The sequence below is a fragment of the Curtobacterium sp. MCPF17_050 genome, assembly GCF_003224435.2.
Taxonomy (GTDB): Bacteria; Actinomycetota; Actinomycetes; order Actinomycetales; family Microbacteriaceae; genus Curtobacterium.
On the sequence record NZ_CP126250.1, the window covers coordinates 147406 to 166756 of the forward strand.

Genomic DNA, 19351 nt, shown 5'->3' on the forward strand with positions numbered 1-19351 from the left:
AGGCAGAGAAAGGTGTCGGGCCGTCGGGCCCGGATCACATGGACTTCAAGCGCATCCTCCGCGGGCCGTACATCTGGATACTGGTCGCGCTCGTGGGGATCTTCATCGGATGGACGTTCATCGCCCAGTCCGGCACCCAGGAGATCTCCACGCAGAAGGGCCTCGAGCAGCTCTCGGACGGCAAGGTCTCGGCGGCCGTCATCAACTCCACGGAGCAGCGCGTCGACCTGACCCTCCGCGGCGAGGGCGGCACCGAGCAGTTCTACTACTCGACGCCCCGCGGGCCCGAGGTCGTCGAGGCGGTCTCGCAGGCCGACCTGCCGAAGGGCTACAACGACCACGTCCAGCAGTCGAACGTCCTCGTGTCGCTCCTGCTGACGCTGCTGCCGTTCCTGCTCATCGGCGCGCTGTTCTGGTTCCTGCTCTCGAGCGCCCAGGGGGGTGGCTCGAAGGTCATGCAGTTCGGCAAGTCCAAGGCCAAGATGAACAACAAGGAGAACCCGCAGGTGTCGTTCGCCGACGTCGCGGGCTCCGACGAGGCGATCGAGGAACTCCACGAGATCAAGGAGTTCCTCAAGGAGCCAGCGAAGTTCCAGGCCGTCGGCGCGAAGATCCCGAAGGGCGTGCTGCTGTACGGCCCTCCCGGTACCGGCAAGACCCTCCTCGCCCGCGCCGTCGCGGGAGAGGCCGGCGTGCCGTTCTACTCGATCTCCGGTTCGGACTTCGTCGAGATGTTCGTCGGTGTCGGTGCGAGCCGTGTCCGTGACCTGTTCGACCAGGCCAAGCAGAACTCGCCCGCCATCGTCTTCATCGACGAGATCGACGCCGTCGGTCGTCACCGGGGCGCCGGCATCGGCGGCGGCAACGACGAGCGCGAGCAGACGCTGAACCAGCTCCTCGTCGAGATGGACGGCTTCGACGGCAAGACGAACGTCATCCTCATCGCGGCGACGAACCGCCCCGACGTGCTCGACCCCGCGCTCCTCCGCCCGGGTCGCTTCGACCGGCAGATCGGCGTGGATGCGCCGGGCCTGCAGGGCCGCAAGCAGATCCTCGAGGTGCACGCGAAGGGCAAGCCGCTCGCCGCGAGCGTCGACCTCGAGTTGCTCGCCCGCAAGACGCCGGGCTTCACCGGCGCCGACCTGGCGAACGTCCTGAACGAGGCCGCGCTGCTCACCGCACGGTCGAACGCGCAGCTCATCGACAACCGCGCCCTCGACGAGGCCGTCGACCGCGTCATGGCCGGGCCGCAGCGCCGCACGCGCATCATGTCCGACCAGGAGCGCCTCATCACGGCGTACCACGAGGGTGGACACGCCCTCGCGGCCGCCGCGATGCGTCACACCGACCCGGTCACGAAGATCACGATCCTGCCGCGCGGCCGGGCACTCGGCTACACGATGGTCCTGCCGCTCGAGGACAAGTACTCGGTCACGCGCAACGAACTGCTCGACCAGCTCACCTACGCCATGGGTGGTCGCGTCGCCGAGGAGATCGTCTTCCACGACCCGACGACGGGCGCGTCGAACGACATCGAGAAGGCCACGGGCACCGCGCGCAAGATGGTCACCGAGTACGGCATGAGCCGTGCCGTCGGGTCCGTCAAGCTCGGCGCCGGGTCGACCGAGCCGTTCGTCGGCCGCGACATGAGCGGCGGCACCGGTCGCGACTACTCGGAGAACATCGCCGAGACCGTCGACGCGGAGACCCGCGCCCTGCTCGAGGCCGCGCACGACGAGGCCTACCAGGTGCTCAACGCCAACCGGGACATCCTCGACCGCCTCGCCGGCGAACTCCTCGAGAAGGAGACGCTCGACGCGCCGGAGCTCGTGGAGATCTTCAAGGACGTCCGCAAGCTGCCCGAGCGCCCGCAGTGGCTCTCGAGCGACAAGCGCCCGGTGAGCGACCTGCCCGCGATCGAGGTCCCGGGCAAGGCCGCCGCGACGGCCGAGGAGCCCGTCGGCATCGACGCCTCGAAGCCCCGTCGCCACCGCCCGTTCGGCAACCCCGGTATCGCCCCCGCGTAGGCCGGCATGACCGACCTGCCGACGAGACGGTCGCGTCGGCTCGCCGAGGTGAGTCGAGCGCGCGAAGCAGCAGCAGGACCGGCGACGGTCGCGATCGACCTCCGAGCACCCTCCCCGGTGCCGGAGGTCGTGACCGGCCGTCGCCGCGACCGCTCCACCGGAGACGCCACCCGTGTGATGGGCATCCTCAACGTGACGCCCGACTCGTTCAGCGACGGCGGCCTGCACCTGGCCGTCGACGCGGCGCTGGAGCACGCCCGGACCCTCGTCGCGACCGGTGCCGACATCGTCGACGTCGGCGGTGAGTCCACCCGGCCCGGGGCCGAGCGGGTCCCTGCCGAGGTCGAACAGCAGCGTGTGCTGCCGGTCGTGCAGCAGCTCGTCGCCGAGGGCGTCGCGGTGAGCGTCGACACCATGAACGCCAGCACCGCTGAACGGGCGGTCGACCTCGGTGCCGTCATCGTCAACGACGTCTCGGGCGGACTCGCCGACCCGGACATGGTCCACGTCGTCGCGGACTCCGGCGTCGGCTACGTCGTCATGCACTGGCGCGGCCACAGCGACCGGATGCACCGGAACGCCGAGTACACGCACGCGGTCGAGGAGGTGCGGCGCGAGGTGGAGATGCGCGTCGCGGAGCTCATCGTCCTCGGCGTCCGCCAGGAGCAGGTCGTCATCGACCCGGGTCTCGGCTTCGCCAAGCAGGGGCGGCACAACTGGGAGATCCTGGCGGGCTACGACCGCTTCGCCTCGATCGGGCTCCCGGTGCTCGTCGCCGCGTCGCGGAAGCGGTTCCTCGACGGCGTGGGCAGTCCGGCCGGGGCGCCACCGGCCGAGCGCGACCTGGCCACGGCGGCGATCAGCCTGCTCGCGGCCGAACGCGGCGCATGGGGCGTCCGCGTGCACGACCCGGCGCCGACCCGCGCCGTACTCGACGTCTGGGACGCCTGGAGGGCAGCTCGATCATGAGGGACACCATCCGCCTCGTCGGGGTCCGCGCGCGCGGCAACCACGGGGTCTTCGAGCACGAACGCGCCGACGGGCAGGACTTCGTCGTCGACGTCGCGGTCGAGGTCGACGCCACCGCGGCCGCCGACTCGGATGACCTCGCCGAGACCGTGCACTACGGGGTGCTCGCCGAGCAGGTCGTCGCCGAGATCGAACGCGACCCGGTCGACCTCATCGAGACCCTGGCCGAGCGCATCGCCGCGGCCGTCCTGACGCACCGGGCGGCCCTGGCGACCGAGGTCACCGTGCACAAGCCGCAGGCTCCGATCACGGTGCCCTTCACGGACGTGTCCATCACGATCCGTCGGGAGCGCACGAGCGCTGCCGACGGGACCGAGGAAGAGGAATGACGCGCGTCGTCATCGCCCTCGGCGCCAACCTCGGCGACCGGGGGAGCACCCTCCGTGCCGCCGCGCGAGCGATCGCCGCGCTGCCCGGGGTCCGTCCGATCGCGTCGAGTTCCGAGGTCGAGTCCGTCGCCGTGACCCTCGACGGTCCGGACGCGGCGAAGCCCCGCTACCGGAACGCGGTCGTGGTCGTCGACACCGACCTCGAGCCGGACGAGCTCCTCGACGCCCTGCACGGCATCGAGGACGAGCACGGCCGGACGCGCACGGTCCGGTGGGGCGACCGGACGCTCGACCTCGACGTCATCGCCGTCGACGACCGGCACATCGACACCGCGACGCTCACCGTGCCGCACCCCCGGGCGCACGAGCGCGCGTTCGTCCTCGCGCCGTGGGCGGACGCCGACCCGGACGCCGTCCTGCCCGGGCGCGGACCCATCGTGGCGCTGCTCGCAGCCCTCGGCGACGACACCGAGCGGGTCGACGAGCCGCGGCTGTTCGACGCGATCGCGCCGGCGGCGGGAGCCGCCTCGTGAAGCCGACGCGGGCCTCCACGCTGGTCAGCGTCGCGATCGTCGCCGCGGTCGCCGGGTTCGCCCTCGACACCGCCCTGACCGCACGGCAGTCCCCGACGCTCCTCATGTCGGTGCCCCTCGGCCTGACGCTCGCGTTCATCGGCATCGCGCTGCTGTTCATGGCCGCGCCGATCCGTCGGCAGACCCGGGGCCGCGCCGAGCGACGGGTCGACCCGATGTACGCGACCCGCGTGGTGTTCCTCGCGAAGGCCTCGAGCATCTGCGGTGCGCTGTTCGGCGCGTTCGCCCTCGGACTGCTCGTGTACCTCCTGACCCGGTCGGTCCTGCCTTCGCTAGGCTCGACCCTGCCGAACGCGGTGGCGTTCGGCGGCGGGATCGTGCTCACCGTGTGCGCCCTCGTCGCCGAGCGGATGTGCATCGCGCCGCCCCCGGACGAGGACGACCACGACGGGCGGGGCGCCACCACGGCCTGACCGGTGATGCCGGTCGACGAGGACCGATCCCCGCAGACCAGGAGACCCCGATGCCGCTCGAACGCCTCGACGAGACCGGACTGGGTCTGCACGACGTCACGTGGACCCGGGTCTCCGCGAAGCTGGTCTGGACCGACCTCGTCGGGACCGTCCTGGTCGGCGGTGTCGTCACGGCGGGGCTCGTGCTCCTCGGCGTCGCGAGCGGCGGCACGGGCGGCACGGCGGGCCTCGTCTGGTTCGTCCTCGGCGCCGTCGTCGCCGTCGTCACGCTCGTCACCGCCGTCCTCACCCCGCGCCGCATCCGGTCCATCGGGTACGCGCTGCGCGAGGACGACCTGGTGCTGCGTCGCGGGCTGATGTGGCAGCGCTTCACGGCCGTGCCCTACGGTCGGCTGCAGCTCGTCGACGTGAACCGGGGCCCGCTCGACCGGGCGCTCGGGATGAGCGAGCTGAAGTTCGTCACCGCGGCGGCCTCGTCGAACATCCGGATCCCGGGCATCCCCGCGAGTCAGGCCGACGAGCTGCGCGACCGCCTCGTCGAACTCGCCGAGTCCCGTCGCGCGGGGCTGTAGGCCGTCGTGACGTTCCGACCCGAGGCCCCGATTCCCGCGCCGCCCCGCAAGGGCGACGCGGCAGCGGCTGCGCCCCTCACCGACGGCGAGTGGCACCGCCTGCACCCGCTCACCCCGCTGCTCAAGGGCGGCATCTTCCTGGTCGTCATCCTCGGCTACGTCCTCAACAACCTGCGCGACCAGATCGTCGAGGTGTTCATCCCGGGCGAGGGCGGCCCGCAGGAGGACGGGGACCCCGTCCGCTACGTCTACGAACACGGCGTGGTCGGCTGGGTGCTGCTCGGGATCGCGGTCCTGTTGCTCGTGCTCATCGGGCTGTTCCACCTGTCCTGGCGCATGCACGAGTTCCGCGTCACGGGCGAGATCGTCGAGGTGCGCTCGGGCGTCGTGTTCCGCACGCACCGCAAGGCCCGGCTCGACCGCATCCAGGGCATCAACATCTCGCGGCCGCTCATCCCGCGGCTGTTCGGCACCGCCAAGCTCGAGGTGGCGCAGGCCGGCAACGACGCCAACGTGCAGCTCGCGTACCTGGGGGCGAAGGCCGCGGACGACCTCCGGCAGCGCATCCTCGTCCTCGCCTCGGGCGCGAAGGACCCGGCACGCGACCCGCGGGCCGCTGCCGCTGCCGCCGGAGGCGCGTACGGGCGCGTGGGGGAGTTCCTGGCGCCCGAGCTCGACCCCGAGGCCGTGCACGCGACCCGGGTCGTGCGGGTGCACCCCGGACGGCTCATCGCGTCGATGCTGCTCTCCGGCACGACGGTCGCCATCCTGCTGCTCGTCGTCGCGATCATCGTGAGCATCAGCCTGACCGGGCAGTACTTCCTGCTCGTGTCGCTGTTCCCGGCGGTCATCGGCGCGGGCGGCTATTACGTCCGCAAGTTCTCGAAGTCGCTCCGGTACACGATCGCGGAGACCCGGGACGGCATCCGGATCGGCTTCGGGCTGTTCTCCACCTCGAACGAGACGCTGCCGCCCGGCCGCATCCACGCCGTGAGCGTTGCCCAGCCGCTGCTCTGGCGCCCCTTCGGCTGGTGGGACATCCGCATCAACCGGGCGACGAACGCCGGCAACGGCGCGACGACGAACCAGCAGGCCTCGTCGATCGTGCTTCCCGTCGGCACCGCGGCCGACGTCCGTCAGGTGCTCGAGATCATCCTGCCGGAGCTCGTCGGCGCGGCGGTCGTCGGACCGGCGGCGTCGATGGAGCGGTTGCGCGAGGGGTCGGCCAAGGCCGTGGGTGTCGTCGACGACAGCCTCACGACCACGGGCGACCAGGGCGGTTTCGTCCACTCGCCCCGTCGCGGTCGGTGGCTGCGCCCGTTCTCCGCGTCGCGCAACGGCTACCGCTTCGTGCCCGGAGCCGTGTTGCTCCGGCTCGGTGCCGTCTGGCGCTCGCTCGTCGTGGTCCCGCTGCCGCGCGTGCAGAGCGTCAAGGTGACGCAGGGACCGCTCGAGCGCGCGCTGCGCGTCGCGTCGGTGCACGTGCACACGGTCTCCGGTCCGGTGTCCGCCCGCGTCGGGGCGCTCGACGCCGGTGACGCGCAGCGGCTCTGGTCCGGCACGACCGAGCGCGCGGTCGAGGCGGCGGCCGCCGACACCTCGCACCGCTGGCGCGACGGCCAGGAGGCCCACCCCACCGCCGACACGTCGGCGCACGGTCCCCAGGTGGCCGGATCGCACGCGCCCGGATCGCACGTGCCCGGGCCGCACATGACCGAGCCGCACGGCGGAGGCCACGCCGACGGTCGACCGGCACCCGCGTGGCTGACGCAGGACGGGCCTCCCGGCTGGCACACCGTCCCGTGGCCGGGAGCCCTGCGATGAGGGCCGGGCGTCTCGGTGTCGGCATCATCGGCGCCGGACGGGTCGGCCCCGTGCTCGGAGCCGCCCTGGCGAACGCCGAGCACGCCGTCGTCGGCATCACCGCCGTCTCCGAAGCCGGACGCGACCGCGCCGAGGCGATGCTCCCCGGGGCGCCGGTGCTCGGCACGCCGGAGCTCGTCGAGCGCAGCGAACTCGTGCTCCTCGCCGTGCCGGACGACCAGCTCCCGTCACTCGTGCAGGGTCTGGCGGACGCGGGCATCTGGCAGCCGGGTCAGCTCGTGGTGCACACCAGCCCGGACCACGGGGTCGACGTCCTCGCCCCGGCGATGCGCGCCGGGGCGATCCCGCTCGCGATCCACCCCGCGATGGCGTTCACCGGGACCAGCGTGGACCTCGCCCGGCTCCGGGACGCGTACTGCGCCGTGACCGCGCCGTCGCCGGTGCTCCCCATCGCGCAGGCCCTCGTCGTGGAGATGGGTGCCGAGCCGTTCGTCGTCGCCGAGCGGGACCGACCCGCGTACGCCGACGGGGTGCGCGCGGCGGTGAGCTTCTCGACGGCGATCATCGACCAGTCCGTCGGCGCGCTGGCGGGCATCGGCGTGGAGCACCCCGGGCGGGTGCTCGGCGCGCTCGTGCGCTCGGCCGTCGACAACGCGCTGACCGCGGCCGACGGGCAGTCGACGCTCTGAGGGACGGCGGGGGGAGCGCAGCCGGGCGGGTAGCATCGACGCGATCCCCCACGACCTCCGGAGCCGCACCAGCATGACCGACGAGACCGCCCCCGCACGCACCGACACCGCGGCCGAGACCGCGGTCGCCGACGCCGCCGCACTGGCCGAGCAGGAGACGAGCGAGCAGCGTCAGGTCCGACTCGACAAGCGCGCGCGACTCCTGGCGTCCGGAGTCGACGCCTACCCGGCCGAGCTGCCGATCACGACGACGATCCCGGCCGTCCGCGAGCAGTACGCGCACCTGGAGACCGGCGAGGAGACCCAGGACGTGGTCGGCGTCGCCGGGCGCGTCGTGTTCTCCCGGAACACCGGCAAGCTCTGCTTCGCCACACTGCAGGCGGGTGACGGCTCCCGCATCCAGGCGATGGTCTCCCTGGCCGAGGTCGGCGACGAGTCGTTGGCCCGCTGGAAGGAGTTCGTCGACCTCGGGGACCACGTGTTCGTGCACGGCCGCGTCATCTCCTCGCGTCGTGGCGAGCTGAGCATCATGGTCGACGAGTGGGCGATCGCGGCGAAGGCGATCCTGCCACTGCCGAACCTGCACAACGAGCTGAACGAGGAGACTCGGGTCCGACAGCGGTACCTCGACCTCATCGTGCGCGAGGACGCGCGGAAGACCGTGCGGGCCCGCGCCGCCGTGATGTCGTCGCTCCGCCAGACCTTCACGTCGCACGAGTACCTCGAGGTCGAGACCCCGATGCTGCAGACCCAGCACGGCGGCGCCTCGGCCCGACCCTTCGTCACGCACTCGAACGCCTTCGACACCGAGCTGTACCTGCGCATCGCGCCCGAGCTGTTCCTCAAGCGTGCGGTCGTCGGCGGCATCGACCGGGTGTTCGAGATCAACCGCAACTTCCGGAACGAGGGCGCCGACTCGTCGCACTCGCCCGAGTTCGCGATGGTCGAGGCGTACCAGGCGTACGGCGACTACGAGCAGATGGCCGACCTGACCCAGGAGCTCGTGCAGAACGCCGCTCGTGCCGTCACCGGCGGACCGCTCGTCGTGACGCTGCCCGACGGCACCGAGTACGACCTCGGCGGCGAGTGGGCGCGCATGGACATGTACGGCTCACTGTCCGAAGCCGCCGGTCGGGAGATCACCCCGGAGACCCCGCTGTCCGAGCTGCAGGCGCTCGCCGAGGCCGAGGGCGTCGAGGTCGCGCACGCCACCCACGGCAAGTACGTCGAGGAGCTCTGGGAGCACTTCAACTCGGACGCGCTGTACGCGCCGACGTTCGTGATGAACTTCCCGGTCGACACCTCGCCGCTGACCCGACAGCACCGGACCCGTCCGGGCGTCGTCGAGAAGTGGGACCTCTACGTCCGCGGGTTCGAACTCGCGACGGCCTACTCCGAGCTCGTCGACCCGGTCGTGCAGCGGGAGCGCTTCGTCGAGCAGGCCCGACTGTCCGCGGGCGGTGACCCGGAGGCGATGCGCGTCGACGAGGAGTTCCTCCGTGCGCTCGAGCACGCGATGCCGCCGTCGGGCGGCATGGGCATGGGTGTCGACCGGCTGCTCATGGCCGTCACCGGCCTCGGCATCCGCGAGACCATCCTCTTCCCGCTGGTGAAGTAGGCCCGACCCCGCGGAGGAGGCCCGGTCTGCGTCGGACGCAGGCCGGGCCTCCCGACCGGGCGGGGTACCATGAACGCGTGCCGAATGGACTCGTGAGTGGGATCGTCTTCGCCCTGACCCCGACCGTCCTGCTCGGGCTCATCTTCTGGTTCATCATGCGCGCGATCATCCGCGCCGACCGCACCGAGCGCACCGCCTACGCGAAGATCGAGGCGGAGGAGCGCGCCCGCTTCGAGCGCGAGCGCGGCACCGCCACCACGGCCCCCACGAGCGCCGAGTAGTCGGGCCAGCGGCGAGTAGTCGGGCGAGCGCCGAGTAGCCGGGCGAGCGCCGGGCGACCCGGCCGGCGCCGACGAGTCCGGACCGCTCTCCCGCTGCACCGTCCGCGCGGCACCGTCCGGTGTCCTGCCGGTCACCCGTCGTTCACGCCGTCGTCGCCGTGCCGTGTGAGCATCGTCGGCATGTCCGTCCTGCAGCTCTCCACAGCCCGCAGCCTCGTCGGCGACATCGAGAGCGAGTACGACGAGTTCGACCGCGACGCCGACCACGAGGTCTCGAAGGCCAGGGACGGGTGGCTCGAACCGTCCTGGTGACACCGCCGCGACATCCTCTTCGGGGTACGTCGACCGGATCCCCCGATCCGGCACGACGTACCCCGTTCCCGTTGTCCGGATGGCGTTGCACCCCGGGGTACAGGTGTCCCCCTCCACGCTCAGCGGGAGTTGCACCCGTGTGATTCCGCGCCGATCCGCGTCCTGGCGGCGATCGACGGCGAGCACGCAGGGCAGGGGCGGAGTACCGCCCGGTTGTCCCCCGGTCGTGAACCACGGAGATCCCTGGGAATCGATCCAGCGGGTTTGTGGGGTACAGCCCCCGACCGCCAAACTCGGTCTCAGCCCACGAAGGACCATCCGTCACAGGCAGGGAGAGTCACCATGGCGATCGCAACGGCCGCACCCAGCACCACCTCGCGCCGCACCAAGAAGGCAGCGACCAAGACCACCTCCGCCGAGGTCACCACCCTCGACACCGTCGCCGAGGTCGAGGCCGACGAGCAGCTCGCCGGCGTACGCGGCGCATCCGTCGACCAGGTCGGCGACTACCTCCGTCACATCGGCCGGCTCGCCCTCCTCACCGCCGAGGAAGAGGCGGACATCGCCCGCCGCATCGAGGTCGGCCTGTTCGCCGAGGAGAAGCTGCACAACGAGCCGGGCCTCGAGAAGTCCCTCGAGCGTGAGCTGCGCTGGCTCGTCCGCGACGGTGAGCGCGCCAAGGAGCGGATGATCACCTCGAACCTCCGCCTGGTCGTGAGCATCGCGAAGCGCTACTCGCAGCGCGGCCTGCCGTTCATGGACGTCATCCAGGAGGGCAACCTCGGGCTGGTCCGTGCGGTCGAGAAGTTCGACTTCACGCAGGGCTACAAGTTCTCGACCTACGCCACCTGGTGGATCCGCCAGGCCATCTCGCGTGGTCTCGCCGACAAGGCACGCACGATCCGCATCCCGGTGCACACGGTCGAGCTGATCAACAAGATCTCGCGCACCGAGCGCGACCTGACCGTCGACCTCGGCCGCGCGCCGATGCCCGACGAGGTCGCCGCCGAGCTGAGCATGAGCGTCGAGGAACTCGTCGACCTCAAGGGCCGCTCGCACGAGCCGGTCTCGATCCACACCGTCGTCGGCGACTCCGACGACAGCGAACTCGGTGACTTCATCGAGGACGAGGACGCCGCGAGCCCGAACGAGCTCACCGAGACGACGCTCCTGCACCGCGACATCCGCTCCATCGTCGCCGAGCTGCCGAGCGACGAGGCCAACGTCATCCGCATGCGCTACGGCCTGGACGACGACAAGCCGATGACGCTCGACGAGATCTCGAAGATCGTGCACACGACCCGTCAGGCCGTGAGCCGTGTCGAGTCGCGCGCCAAGCTGCGCCTGTTCGCCAAGGCGGTCTCGCAGGACATGCAGCTGTACCTGACCGAGTAGGTCAGCAGACTCCGGTCGGCCCGTACGGGCCGGCCAGGGGATCCGGGTCGGTCCGTGGGAAGACGATCCGTGGGGTGATGGGATGAGGCCCGTCCGGTGCGAACCGGACGGGCCTTCCGTCGTCCCCGGGACGCGCGACGGGGACGCGCCGGGGACGGGCCGGGAGGCGCGGACCGCGTCAGTCCTCGGTCTCGCGTCGCAGCTTCTGCCGCAGGTCGTGCGGGATGAGCTCGATGAGCTGGTCCGGCCGCAGCGGCAGGTCCAGGAGGCCGAGCTTGAGCCGTCCGGTCCGACCGTGCCGTTCCGCGTCGAGCCGAACCACGCTGCCGGCGTCCTTGCGCAGCCGCACCTCGAGCTGCGCGCCGGTCGCGACCTCGCCGACGACCAACCCGTCGACCTCGAGCGCCGCGCTGCGGGTGCCCTCGGCGATGTCGAACCGGTAGCGCTCACGGGCGGCGAGCACCACCGAGCGGTCGATCCCCGCCATCGGGGCCACCGGCGTGACGACGGAGCCCGACAGTGCGGGGGACAGGACCGGGCCACCCGCAGCGTAGTTGTAGGCGGTGGACCCGGCGGGCGTCGCCGCGACGACGGCGTCCGCGCGGTAGTACCCGTACATGAGCCCGCCGACGCTGAGGTCCGCGGACACCTGGCCGGCACCGGGGCGGCGGACGATCGTGATGTCGTTGAACGCCAGGTAGTCGGTCCGGGCACCACCCCAGGAGAGCCGGGCCTCGAGGGCGTGGTGCGGTTCGAGCTGGTACTGCCCGGCCGAGAGCCGTTCGAGCGCGGCCTCGAGCTCGGGCGGCTCGATCTCCACCAGGAACCCGACGTTGCCGTAGTTCACGCCGAGCACCGGCACGGGCCGACGGGCGACGAGCCGCATCGCGCCGAGCATCGTGCCGTCCCCACCGAGCGCGACGACGAGGTCGACCCGGTCGGTGAACTCGTCGTCGTCCACGACGTCGATGTCGCTCCGGAGCCGAGCGGCGTCGATGCTCCGCGCCATGAGCCGGCCCGCGCCGGACGCGTTCCAGCGGTCCAGGATGTCGACGGACTCCTGGACGTTCTTCGACGGGTGGACGACGAGGCCGACGACGGGCTGCTCCATGGTGCGGATCGTACCCGGCGGCGGTCCGGAACCGTCGGGCGGGCCTGCCTGCGGGACCCGTCCGCGGGAGCCGGGGCGGGCCTCCCGGCAGGGCCGGTGCGCCGCACGCACCGAGGTCACGCCCACGGCGAACAGGGGCAGCCCTGACGGGGAGCGCTGGTTAGTCTCGATGTACGTGACCGGACTCACACGAGTCCGGCTGTCGGCCCCCGTCCCAGCGGGGCCAAGGGAGAGCACATGTTCGAGAGATTCACCGACCGGGCCCGTCGTGTTGTCGTCCTCGCTCAAGAAGAAGCGAAGATGCTCAACCACAACTACATCGGTACGGAGCACATCCTCCTCGGCCTCATCCACGAGGGCGAGGGCGTCGCCGCCAAGGCGCTGGAGTCGCTCGGTATCTCGCTCGACGCCGTGCGCGAGCAGGTGCAGGACATCATCGGGCAGGGCCAGCAGCAGCCGACCGGGCACATCCCGTTCACGCCGCGCGCCAAGAAGGTCCTCGAGCTGTCCCTGCGCGAGGCGCTGCAGCTCGGCCACAACTACATCGGGACCGAGCACATCCTGCTCGGCCTCATCCGCGAGGGCGAGGGTGTCGCAGCCCAGGTCCTTGTCAAGCTCGGCGCCGACCTGAACCGGGTCCGCCAGCAGGTCATCCAGCTCCTGTCCGGCTACCAGGGCAAGGAAGCGGTCGCCGTCGGCGGCGAGCAGCAGCAGAACGGCCAGCAGCAGGGTTCGCAGGTCCTCGACCAGTTCGGTCGGAACCTCACCCAGGCCGCGCGCGACGGCAAGCTCGACCCCGTCATCGGGCGCGAGAAGGAGATGGAGCGGGTCATGCAGATCCTCTCCCGCCGCTCCAAGAACAACCCCGTCCTGATCGGCGAGCCCGGTGTCGGCAAGACCGCCGTCGTCGAGGGCCTCGCCCAGGCGATCGTCAAGGGCGACGTGCCCGAGACGCTGAAGGACAAGCAGCTCTACTCGCTCGACCTCGGGTCGCTCATCGCCGGGTCCCGCTACCGCGGTGACTTCGAGGAGCGCCTGAAGAAGGTCACGAAGGAGATCCGCACCCGCGGCGACATCATCGTCTTCATCGACGAGATCCACACCCTCGTGGGTGCCGGTGCCGCCGAGGGCGCGATCGACGCCGCGTCGATCCTCAAGCCGCTCCTCGCCCGCGGTGAGCTCCAGACCATCGGTGCCACCACGCTCGACGAGTACCGCAAGCACTTCGAGAAGGACGCCGCACTCGAGCGCCGCTTCCAGTCGGTGCAGGTCAACGAGCCGTCGCTGCCGCACACGATCAACATCCTCAAGGGCCTCCGCGACAAGTACGAGGCGTTCCACAAGGTGTCCATCACCGACGGGGCGATCGTCTCCGCGGCGAACCTGGCGGACCGCTACGTGCAGGACCGCTTCCTGCCGGACAAGGCCATCGACCTGATCGACGAGGCCGGCGCCCGCCTGCGCCTGTCGATCCTGTCGGCACCGCCGGAGCTCCGCGAGTTCGACGAGAAGATCTCGACGGTCCGCGGCCAGAAGGAAGCCGCCATCGAGGAGCAGGACTTCGAGAAGGCCGCGAGCCTGCGCGACGAGGAGAAGAAGCTCCTCGGCGAGCGTCTCCGCCTCGAGAAGCAGTGGCGTGCGGGTGACGTCGCCGCGTCCGGCACCGTCGACGAGGGCATCATCGCCGAGGTCCTGGCGCAGGCCACGGGCATCCCGGTGTTCAAGCTCACCGAAGAGGAGACCTCGCGTCTCGTCTTCATGGAGAAGGCACTGCACCAGCGCGTCATCGGTCAGGAGGAGGCCATCTCGGCACTCTCCAAGACCATCCGCCGCACCCGTGCCGGCCTGAAGGACCCGAACCGCCCCTCGGGCTCGTTCATCTTCGCCGGCCCCACGGGCGTCGGGAAGACCGAGCTCGCCAAGGCGCTCGCGGAGTTCCTGTTCGACGACGAGGGCGCGCTCATCTCCCTCGACATGTCGGAGTTCGGCGAGAAGCACACCGTCTCGCGCCTGTTCGGTGCCCCTCCCGGGTTCGTCGGGTTCGAGGAGGGCGGCCAGCTCACCGAGAAGGTGCGCCGCAAGCCGTTCTCCGTGGTCCTGTTCGACGAGATCGAGAAGGCCCACCCGGACATCTTCAACTCGCTGCTGCAGGTCCTCGAAGAGGGTCGCCTGACCGACGGTCAGGGCCGCGTGGTCGACTTCAAGAACACCGTCATCATCATGACCACGAACCTCGGTTCGCAGGGCATCGCCGGTGGTCCGGTGGGCTTCCAGGTCGAGGGTGACTCGGCCGTCGGCTACGACCGCATGCGCTCGAAGGTGAACGAGGAGCTCAAGAAGCACTTCAAGCCCGAGTTCCTGAACCGCGTCGACGACACGATCGTGTTCCCGCAGCTCTCGCAGTCCGAGCTGCTGCAGATCGTGGACCTGTTCGTGAAGCGTCTGTCGGACCGTCTGCTCGACCGCGACATGACCGTCGAGCTGTCGCTGTCGGCCAAGGAGCAGCTCATCAAGGTCGGGTTCGACCCCGCCCTCGGTGCACGACCGCTGCGCCGCGCGATGCAGCACGAGGTCGAGGACCAGCTGTCCGAGCACATCCTGCAGGGTGAGCTCACCGCCGGTGACCACGTGAAGGTCGACTTCGCGGACGGTGCGTTCCAGTTCGAGACCGGGCGTCAGCCGGGTCGCGAAGAGGTCCTCGCCGGCGCCCCCTCGCTCGAGAAGGCGCCCGAGGCGCCGACCGGCGAGGTCGAGGGCTAGTCAGCCCAGGCACGTCACAGACGGGAGGCCCGGTACCAGCTGGTACCGGGCCTCCCGTCCGTGTGGGAGCAGAGCGGACATGACAGGAGGCGCGGTACCGAGCGGTACCGCGCCTCCTGTCAGCGCTGCGGGTGCGTCCTACGCCTGGACGTCACCGCGCCAGCCGTCGGCCGTGGGGGCCGCCTCGACGCGCTCCTTGTAGTTCTGCAGGTCCTTCTTGACGGCGTGACCGCCGACGCCGACCGCGGAGCCGAGCTTCTCGAGGATGCCCGAGGGCTCCCAGTCGATCTGCACGGTGACGCGGGTCTCGGCGTCCGAGAGCTTGTGGAAGGTGACGACACCGGCGTGCTCGGTCTCGCCGTCCTTGACGGTCCACGCGACGCGCTCGTCCGGGTGCTGCTCGGAGATGACGGCGCGGAACGAACGCTCCTGGCCGGCGACCTTGACGGTCCAGTCGGTGGTGGTGTCGTCGACCTGGACGATCTTCTCGACCTCGTCCAGGAACGTGGGGAACTCCTCGAAGCGGGTCCACTGGTCGTAGGCCGCACGCACGGGGACGTTGACGTCGACGGTCTCGATGATCTGGGGCATTGGTGCTCCTCCTGCTCGTCGTACTGGTGTACCTGGGACGGTAGGCCGGTGCGGCTGTGGGACGTCCCGGTGTGTGTCCCCCGATGACGCGGCCCGATCGTCGCCCGCGCCGTAGGCTGTGGCGGATGACTGAGCACGGACGGCATGCGTTCTCCGAACGGGACGAGCACGGGATCCTGGTGCGCCCCGCCCTGGCGTCCGACGTCCCGCACATCCAGCGGCTCATCGCGCCGTACGTCGACCGGCGGATCCTGCTCGGCAAGGAGAACGTCGTCCTGTACGGCTCGATCCAGCAGTTCCGGATCGCCGAGGGACCGGACGGCGTGCCGATCGGCTGCGGTGCCCTCGCGGTGTTCTGGGACGACATCGCCGAGGTCCGCACACTCGCGCTCGACCAGGACTGGATCCACAAGCGGGTCGGCCATCGCATGCTCGAAGCGCTCGAACACGACGCCCGGGAGCTCGGCATCGCGCGGATCTTCTGTCTGACCTTCGAGGTCGACTTCTTCGCGAAGCACGGGTACCTCGAGATCGGCGAGACCGTCGTCCCGCCCGAGGTGTACGCCGAACTCGTCCGCTCGTCGGACGAAGGGGTCGCGGAGTTCCTCGACCTGGCCCGGGTCAAGCCGAACACCCTCGGCAACACCCGCATGCTGAAGATCCTCTGACGGCTCCACCCCTGCCTCGGCGGGGGTCCCCGACACGCGCCGTGCAGGTGTCTACCCTGTGCGCATGTCGTCGATCCGCCACCCCGTCGGTCCCGAGCGCCCCGGGGTCTACTGGCGCCGCCGCGCCCTCGTGCTCGGGGTGGTCCTGCTCGTCGTGGTCGTCGTCGTCCTCATCGTCGTCGGACGGGGCAACGGCGCTCCTGGTGCGGGGCCGACCGCATCCCCGTCGGCGTCGTCCGCCGCCCCTGGCGCGGGCGTGACGCCGGCCGCTGGAGCGTCGTCCGCCCCGTCGTCATCGGCTGCGGCGTCGTCCGCTGCGGCGTCGTCCGCTCCGGCGCGGAAGGACGGAGCGGCGTGCGCCGAGGACCAGATCATGCTGACGCCCGTCGTCGACGAGCGCGTCTACGCGGCCACCGACGACCCGCAGATCGCCATGACCATCGAGAACACCGGGTCGAACTCCTGCCACATGGACCTCGGGTCGGCGCAGCAGGTGCTCACCATCACGTCCGGCACCGAGCAGTACTGGACGTCGAAGGACTGCCAGACCGGTGGGACGAACCAGGACGTCACGCTCAAGGCGGGTCAGGAGCTCACGACGCCGGCGATCACCTGGGACCGCACCCGGTCGTCGGCCACGACGTGCGACGCCGCACGGGCGACCGTGCCGGCGGGCGGGGCCAGCTACCACCTGCAGGTCGCGGTGGGGGAGATCGAGTCGGCGGAGTCGGTGCAGTTCGTGCTGGAGTGACGGAAGCCTGCAGGAGCACGCGAGCCGGTGGTACCATCGCTGCAAGTGGATTGGGAAAGCCCGATCGGCGTGCGACCCCCGGCTCTGTCCGGGGGTCTTCGCTGTCAGGGGTAGACCTTCAGCCCCCATCCTCGGACGTCACCCGCGGGCGACTTGGGCATGCGTTCCAAGACCCGCTCCCACGCTCGGTTGGGTTGCTCCGGGTGAAGGAGGTGCGTCCCGATCGGCCGCGCGACCAAGTCGGCGATCTGGAGTCCTTAGCTGTTCGTCTGCTTGCTGGCGATGGTGAACCGGAACGACTCCGGCATACCGCGCATCTTCGTGGTTGCCATGATGCGGTCGAACTCGTCCTCGAGTTCGCGGTCTTCGCGCTTGCCGCGGCTCTCGAACACGAGGACCGTCTCCTGCCGGGCCACACCCCGCTGCTGCAACTGGAGGAAGACCCGTTCGAGGCCGTACTCAAACGCGACGTGGTACGGGCTGATGTCAGCGCCGACGCGCTCCTTGAACTCGAGTTTCCGGATGGCAGTGGCGATGACCCCGAAGCGCTCGTCGAAGACGGAGTCGATCCGGGACATGAACCGTTGCCGCACGTCGGACCGCAGGAGGACGTCGAAGGGCGGCAGGGACTTACGGATCTCCCGCTCGTGGAAGACGATCATGTCGTGGTTGAAGAAGTCGAACTTGATGCGCTGCATGAGCGGGACGACGCGGTCCACGTACACGTCGATGCGGAAGACGCAGAAGGCGAGGACGAAGACCGGGAAGTCCGCGTTGATGCTCGTGAGGCTGTGGTCCCCGCTCTCGTCCACGTAGACGACGTAGCCGCTCGACATGGAACGTCACCATATCAGTAGGTCGTGTAGCGCCCGGGACGACGAAGCGCCGGGCCGGAGGATTGCTCCTCCGACCCGGCGCTCACGATGACCGAGGTCAGCCGATGACGGTGATGTTCTCCGCCTGCGGGCCCTTGCGGCCTTCGGTGATCTCGAATTCGACCTTCTGGTTCTCCTCGAGCGACTTGTAGCCGTTGCCACCGATCGCGGAGAAGTGGGCGAAGACGTCAGCGCTGCCGTCGTCCGGCGCAATGAAGCCGAAGCCCTTTTCGTTGTTGAACCACTTGACAGTTCCAGTTGCCATTTCGGCGTTCCTTACTTTCTTACGTGCGCGGCGAGAGAATTCCACCACCGCGGGTTTCGACGACGTTGCCATCGAGTTGTGTGCGGCACCCGGCATCGAGCGGGGCGACGGAGATCAGAGGTTCAGTGCAATCGGTAGGCACTGACCATCGGGCAGGTGAACGGGTCGCGCGCTGCGAGACCGACCCGGTTGAGGTACCGGACGACGATCCCGTAGGAGCGGAAAATCGTGGTCTCCGTGTACGGGACCCCGTGCTGTTCGCAGTGCTCACGCACGAGGGCCTTCGCACGACGCAGGTTGGGCCGCGCCATGCTCGGGAACAGGTGGTGCTCCGCCTGGTGGTTGAGGCCACCGAGCAGGTGGTCCACCCACACGCCACCAGTGATGTTACGGGAAGTCCGGACCTGGCGCGAGAAGAAATCGATCTTGGCACCTTCGGCGATGACCGGCATGCCCTTGTGGTTCGGTGCGAACGACCCGCCCATCATCACGCCGAAGACCGCCATCTGGACGCCGAGGAAGGCGAACCCGATGCCGAGCGGCATCACGGCGAACACGAACCAGGCCAGCAGAGCGAAGCGCGCGAGGAGCAGGACGGCCTCGAACCGGCGCTCCTGCGGGGTGCCCTTCGCGGCCTTGCCGGTGACGACGGCGCGGATCGAGAGCCAGTGCAGGTTGGCGCCCTCGAGGGTCAGGAGCGGGAAGAACGCCCAGCCCTGGACCATCGCGAGGCGGCGGAGGAGTCCGCGACGCTCGACGGCGTCCTCCTCGATGAACACGACGCCGTCGGGCGCGATGTCCGGGTCCTTGCCGATGGTGTTCGGGTTGCCGTGGTGGCGGTTGTGCTTGTTCATCCACCACGAGTAGGACAGGCCGACGACGAAGACGCCGAGCCAGCGGCCCGCATGGTCGTTCCACTTGCGCGAGGCGAAGATCTGTCGGTGCGCGGCCTCGTGCGAGAGGAACGCGAACTGCGTGAAGAGGACACCGAGCACCGCGGCCGGGATGAGCTGGAACCAGGAGGCCCCGAGCATGGCGGACACGACGAAGGTCGCGGCGGTGAGGACGGTCAGGACACTGAAGACGGCCCAGTAGAAGCCGACACGGCGTTCCAGCAGGCCTTCAGTGCGGACCCGCTCGAGCAGGTCCTTGTACGTCGACGTCGGTGTCGGCGCTCCCGGGGTCCGGGCGGTGGTCGGTCGGTAGAGGGTGGGCGATGGTGCCGGCATGGAAGCTGCTTCCCCATCA

At 70.2% G+C, this 19351-nt stretch carries 20 protein-coding genes; 15 read left to right on the forward strand and 5 right to left on the reverse strand.

Going from position 1 to position 19351, the window contains the following annotated elements; translation table 11 throughout:
- Positions 1-38 precede the first annotated feature (38 nt).
- The 12 genes from ftsH (at position 39) to DEJ34_RS00760 (ending at position 11082) form a co-directional block, all read left to right on the forward strand.
- A complete protein-coding gene (gene ftsH / locus DEJ34_RS00705; RefSeq protein WP_110825670.1) occupies positions 39-2027 on the forward strand; it encodes an ATP-dependent zinc metalloprotease FtsH in 1989 nt (662 codons plus the stop codon).
- A 6-nt stretch (positions 2028-2033) separates the two neighbouring features.
- Entirely contained in the window at positions 2034-2996 is a 963-nt protein-coding gene (gene folP / locus DEJ34_RS00710) for a dihydropteroate synthase (RefSeq protein WP_181420312.1), read from the forward strand.
- A complete protein-coding gene (folB, locus tag DEJ34_RS00715; protein WP_110889509.1) occupies positions 2993-3385 on the forward strand; it encodes a dihydroneopterin aldolase in 393 nt (130 codons plus the stop codon). The genes folP and folB overlap by 4 nt, the downstream gene beginning before the upstream one ends.
- Complete coding sequence (folK, locus tag DEJ34_RS00720; protein ID WP_110910716.1) at positions 3382-3918, forward strand: 2-amino-4-hydroxy-6-hydroxymethyldihydropteridine diphosphokinase; 537 nt, start codon at positions 3382-3384, stop codon at positions 3916-3918. The genes folB and folK overlap by 4 nt, the downstream gene beginning before the upstream one ends.
- Positions 3915-4391: a DUF3180 domain-containing protein gene (locus DEJ34_RS00725; RefSeq protein ID WP_146232834.1), complete on the forward strand. Its 477-nt coding sequence runs from the start codon at positions 3915-3917 to the stop codon at positions 4389-4391. The genes folK and DEJ34_RS00725 overlap by 4 nt, the downstream gene beginning before the upstream one ends.
- Before the next feature lie 50 nt (positions 4392-4441).
- Positions 4442-4963: a PH domain-containing protein gene (locus tag DEJ34_RS00730; protein ID WP_110825666.1), complete on the forward strand. Its 522-nt coding sequence runs from the start codon at positions 4442-4444 to the stop codon at positions 4961-4963.
- 6 nt (positions 4964-4969) lie between these two features.
- Positions 4970-6787: a PH domain-containing protein gene (locus tag DEJ34_RS00735; protein WP_110910714.1), complete on the forward strand. Its 1818-nt coding sequence runs from the start codon at positions 4970-4972 to the stop codon at positions 6785-6787.
- Positions 6784-7476, forward strand: coding sequence for a Rossmann-like and DUF2520 domain-containing protein (locus DEJ34_RS00740; protein WP_110910781.1), 693 nt, complete (start codon positions 6784-6786; stop codon positions 7474-7476). The genes DEJ34_RS00735 and DEJ34_RS00740 overlap by 4 nt, the downstream gene beginning before the upstream one ends.
- A gap of 73 nt (positions 7477-7549) precedes the next feature.
- Positions 7550-9094, forward strand: coding sequence for a lysine--tRNA ligase (lysS, locus tag DEJ34_RS00745; protein WP_181422185.1), 1545 nt, complete (start codon positions 7550-7552; stop codon positions 9092-9094).
- Between the two features lie 77 nt (positions 9095-9171).
- On the forward strand, positions 9172-9375 hold the full coding sequence (locus DEJ34_RS00750) for a hypothetical protein (protein ID WP_110910713.1): 204 nt from the start codon (positions 9172-9174) through the stop codon (positions 9373-9375).
- Between the two features lie 180 nt (positions 9376-9555).
- Positions 9556-9687 (forward strand): hypothetical protein, encoded by a 132-nt coding sequence (locus DEJ34_RS00755; RefSeq protein WP_258368190.1) that lies wholly within the window; start codon positions 9556-9558, stop codon positions 9685-9687.
- 342 nt (positions 9688-10029) lie between these two features.
- Positions 10030-11082, forward strand: a complete 1053-nt coding sequence (locus tag DEJ34_RS00760) for a sigma-70 family RNA polymerase sigma factor (protein WP_110825663.1) — start codon at positions 10030-10032, stop codon at positions 11080-11082.
- 178 nt (positions 11083-11260) lie between these two features.
- Here DEJ34_RS00760 and DEJ34_RS00765 read toward each other — a convergent pair whose 3' ends face one another.
- The gene (locus DEJ34_RS00765) at positions 11261-12193 is read right to left on the reverse strand and encodes an NAD(+)/NADH kinase (protein WP_110825662.1); all 933 of its coding nucleotides are present in this window, start codon (positions 12191-12193) and stop codon (positions 11261-11263) included.
- A gap of 237 nt (positions 12194-12430) precedes the next feature.
- Between DEJ34_RS00765 and DEJ34_RS00770 the strand changes: the two genes are divergently transcribed.
- Positions 12431-14953 carry an ATP-dependent Clp protease ATP-binding subunit gene (locus DEJ34_RS00770; RefSeq protein ID WP_110900855.1) on the forward strand — a complete coding sequence of 841 codons (2523 nt, stop codon included), beginning with the start codon at positions 12431-12433 and terminating at the stop codon, positions 14951-14953.
- Between the two features lie 138 nt (positions 14954-15091).
- Here DEJ34_RS00770 and DEJ34_RS00775 read toward each other — a convergent pair whose 3' ends face one another.
- Positions 15092-15544 carry an SRPBCC family protein gene (locus DEJ34_RS00775; protein ID WP_110900856.1) on the reverse strand — a complete coding sequence of 151 codons (453 nt, stop codon included), beginning with the start codon at positions 15542-15544 and terminating at the stop codon, positions 15092-15094.
- Positions 15545-15669: 125 nt separating this feature from the next.
- On the opposite strand from DEJ34_RS00775, the gene DEJ34_RS00780 reads away from it, so the two are divergent.
- A complete protein-coding gene (locus DEJ34_RS00780) occupies positions 15670-16212 on the forward strand; it encodes an amino-acid N-acetyltransferase (RefSeq protein ID WP_181419499.1) in 543 nt (180 codons plus the stop codon).
- Between the two features lie 64 nt (positions 16213-16276).
- On the forward strand, positions 16277-16963 hold the full coding sequence (locus tag DEJ34_RS00785) for a hypothetical protein (RefSeq protein ID WP_110910712.1): 687 nt from the start codon (positions 16277-16279) through the stop codon (positions 16961-16963).
- A gap of 257 nt (positions 16964-17220) precedes the next feature.
- Here the strand turns inward: DEJ34_RS00785 and DEJ34_RS00790 are convergent, their stop codons facing one another.
- The 3 genes from DEJ34_RS00790 to DEJ34_RS00800 all read right to left on the reverse strand — a co-directional run bounded on the left by DEJ34_RS00790 (position 17221) and on the right by DEJ34_RS00800 (position 19332).
- Positions 17221-17799: a DUF3800 domain-containing protein gene (locus tag DEJ34_RS00790; RefSeq protein WP_258368189.1), complete on the reverse strand. Its 579-nt coding sequence runs from the start codon at positions 17797-17799 to the stop codon at positions 17221-17223.
- 97 nt (positions 17800-17896) lie between these two features.
- Positions 17897-18103, reverse strand: a complete 207-nt coding sequence (cspE, locus tag DEJ34_RS00795) for a transcription antiterminator/RNA stability regulator CspE (protein ID WP_065963953.1) — start codon at positions 18101-18103, stop codon at positions 17897-17899.
- Between the two features lie 122 nt (positions 18104-18225).
- A complete protein-coding gene (locus DEJ34_RS00800) occupies positions 18226-19332 on the reverse strand; it encodes a fatty acid desaturase family protein (RefSeq protein ID WP_110889515.1) in 1107 nt (368 codons plus the stop codon).
- Between the last annotated feature and the right edge of the window lie 19 nt (positions 19333-19351).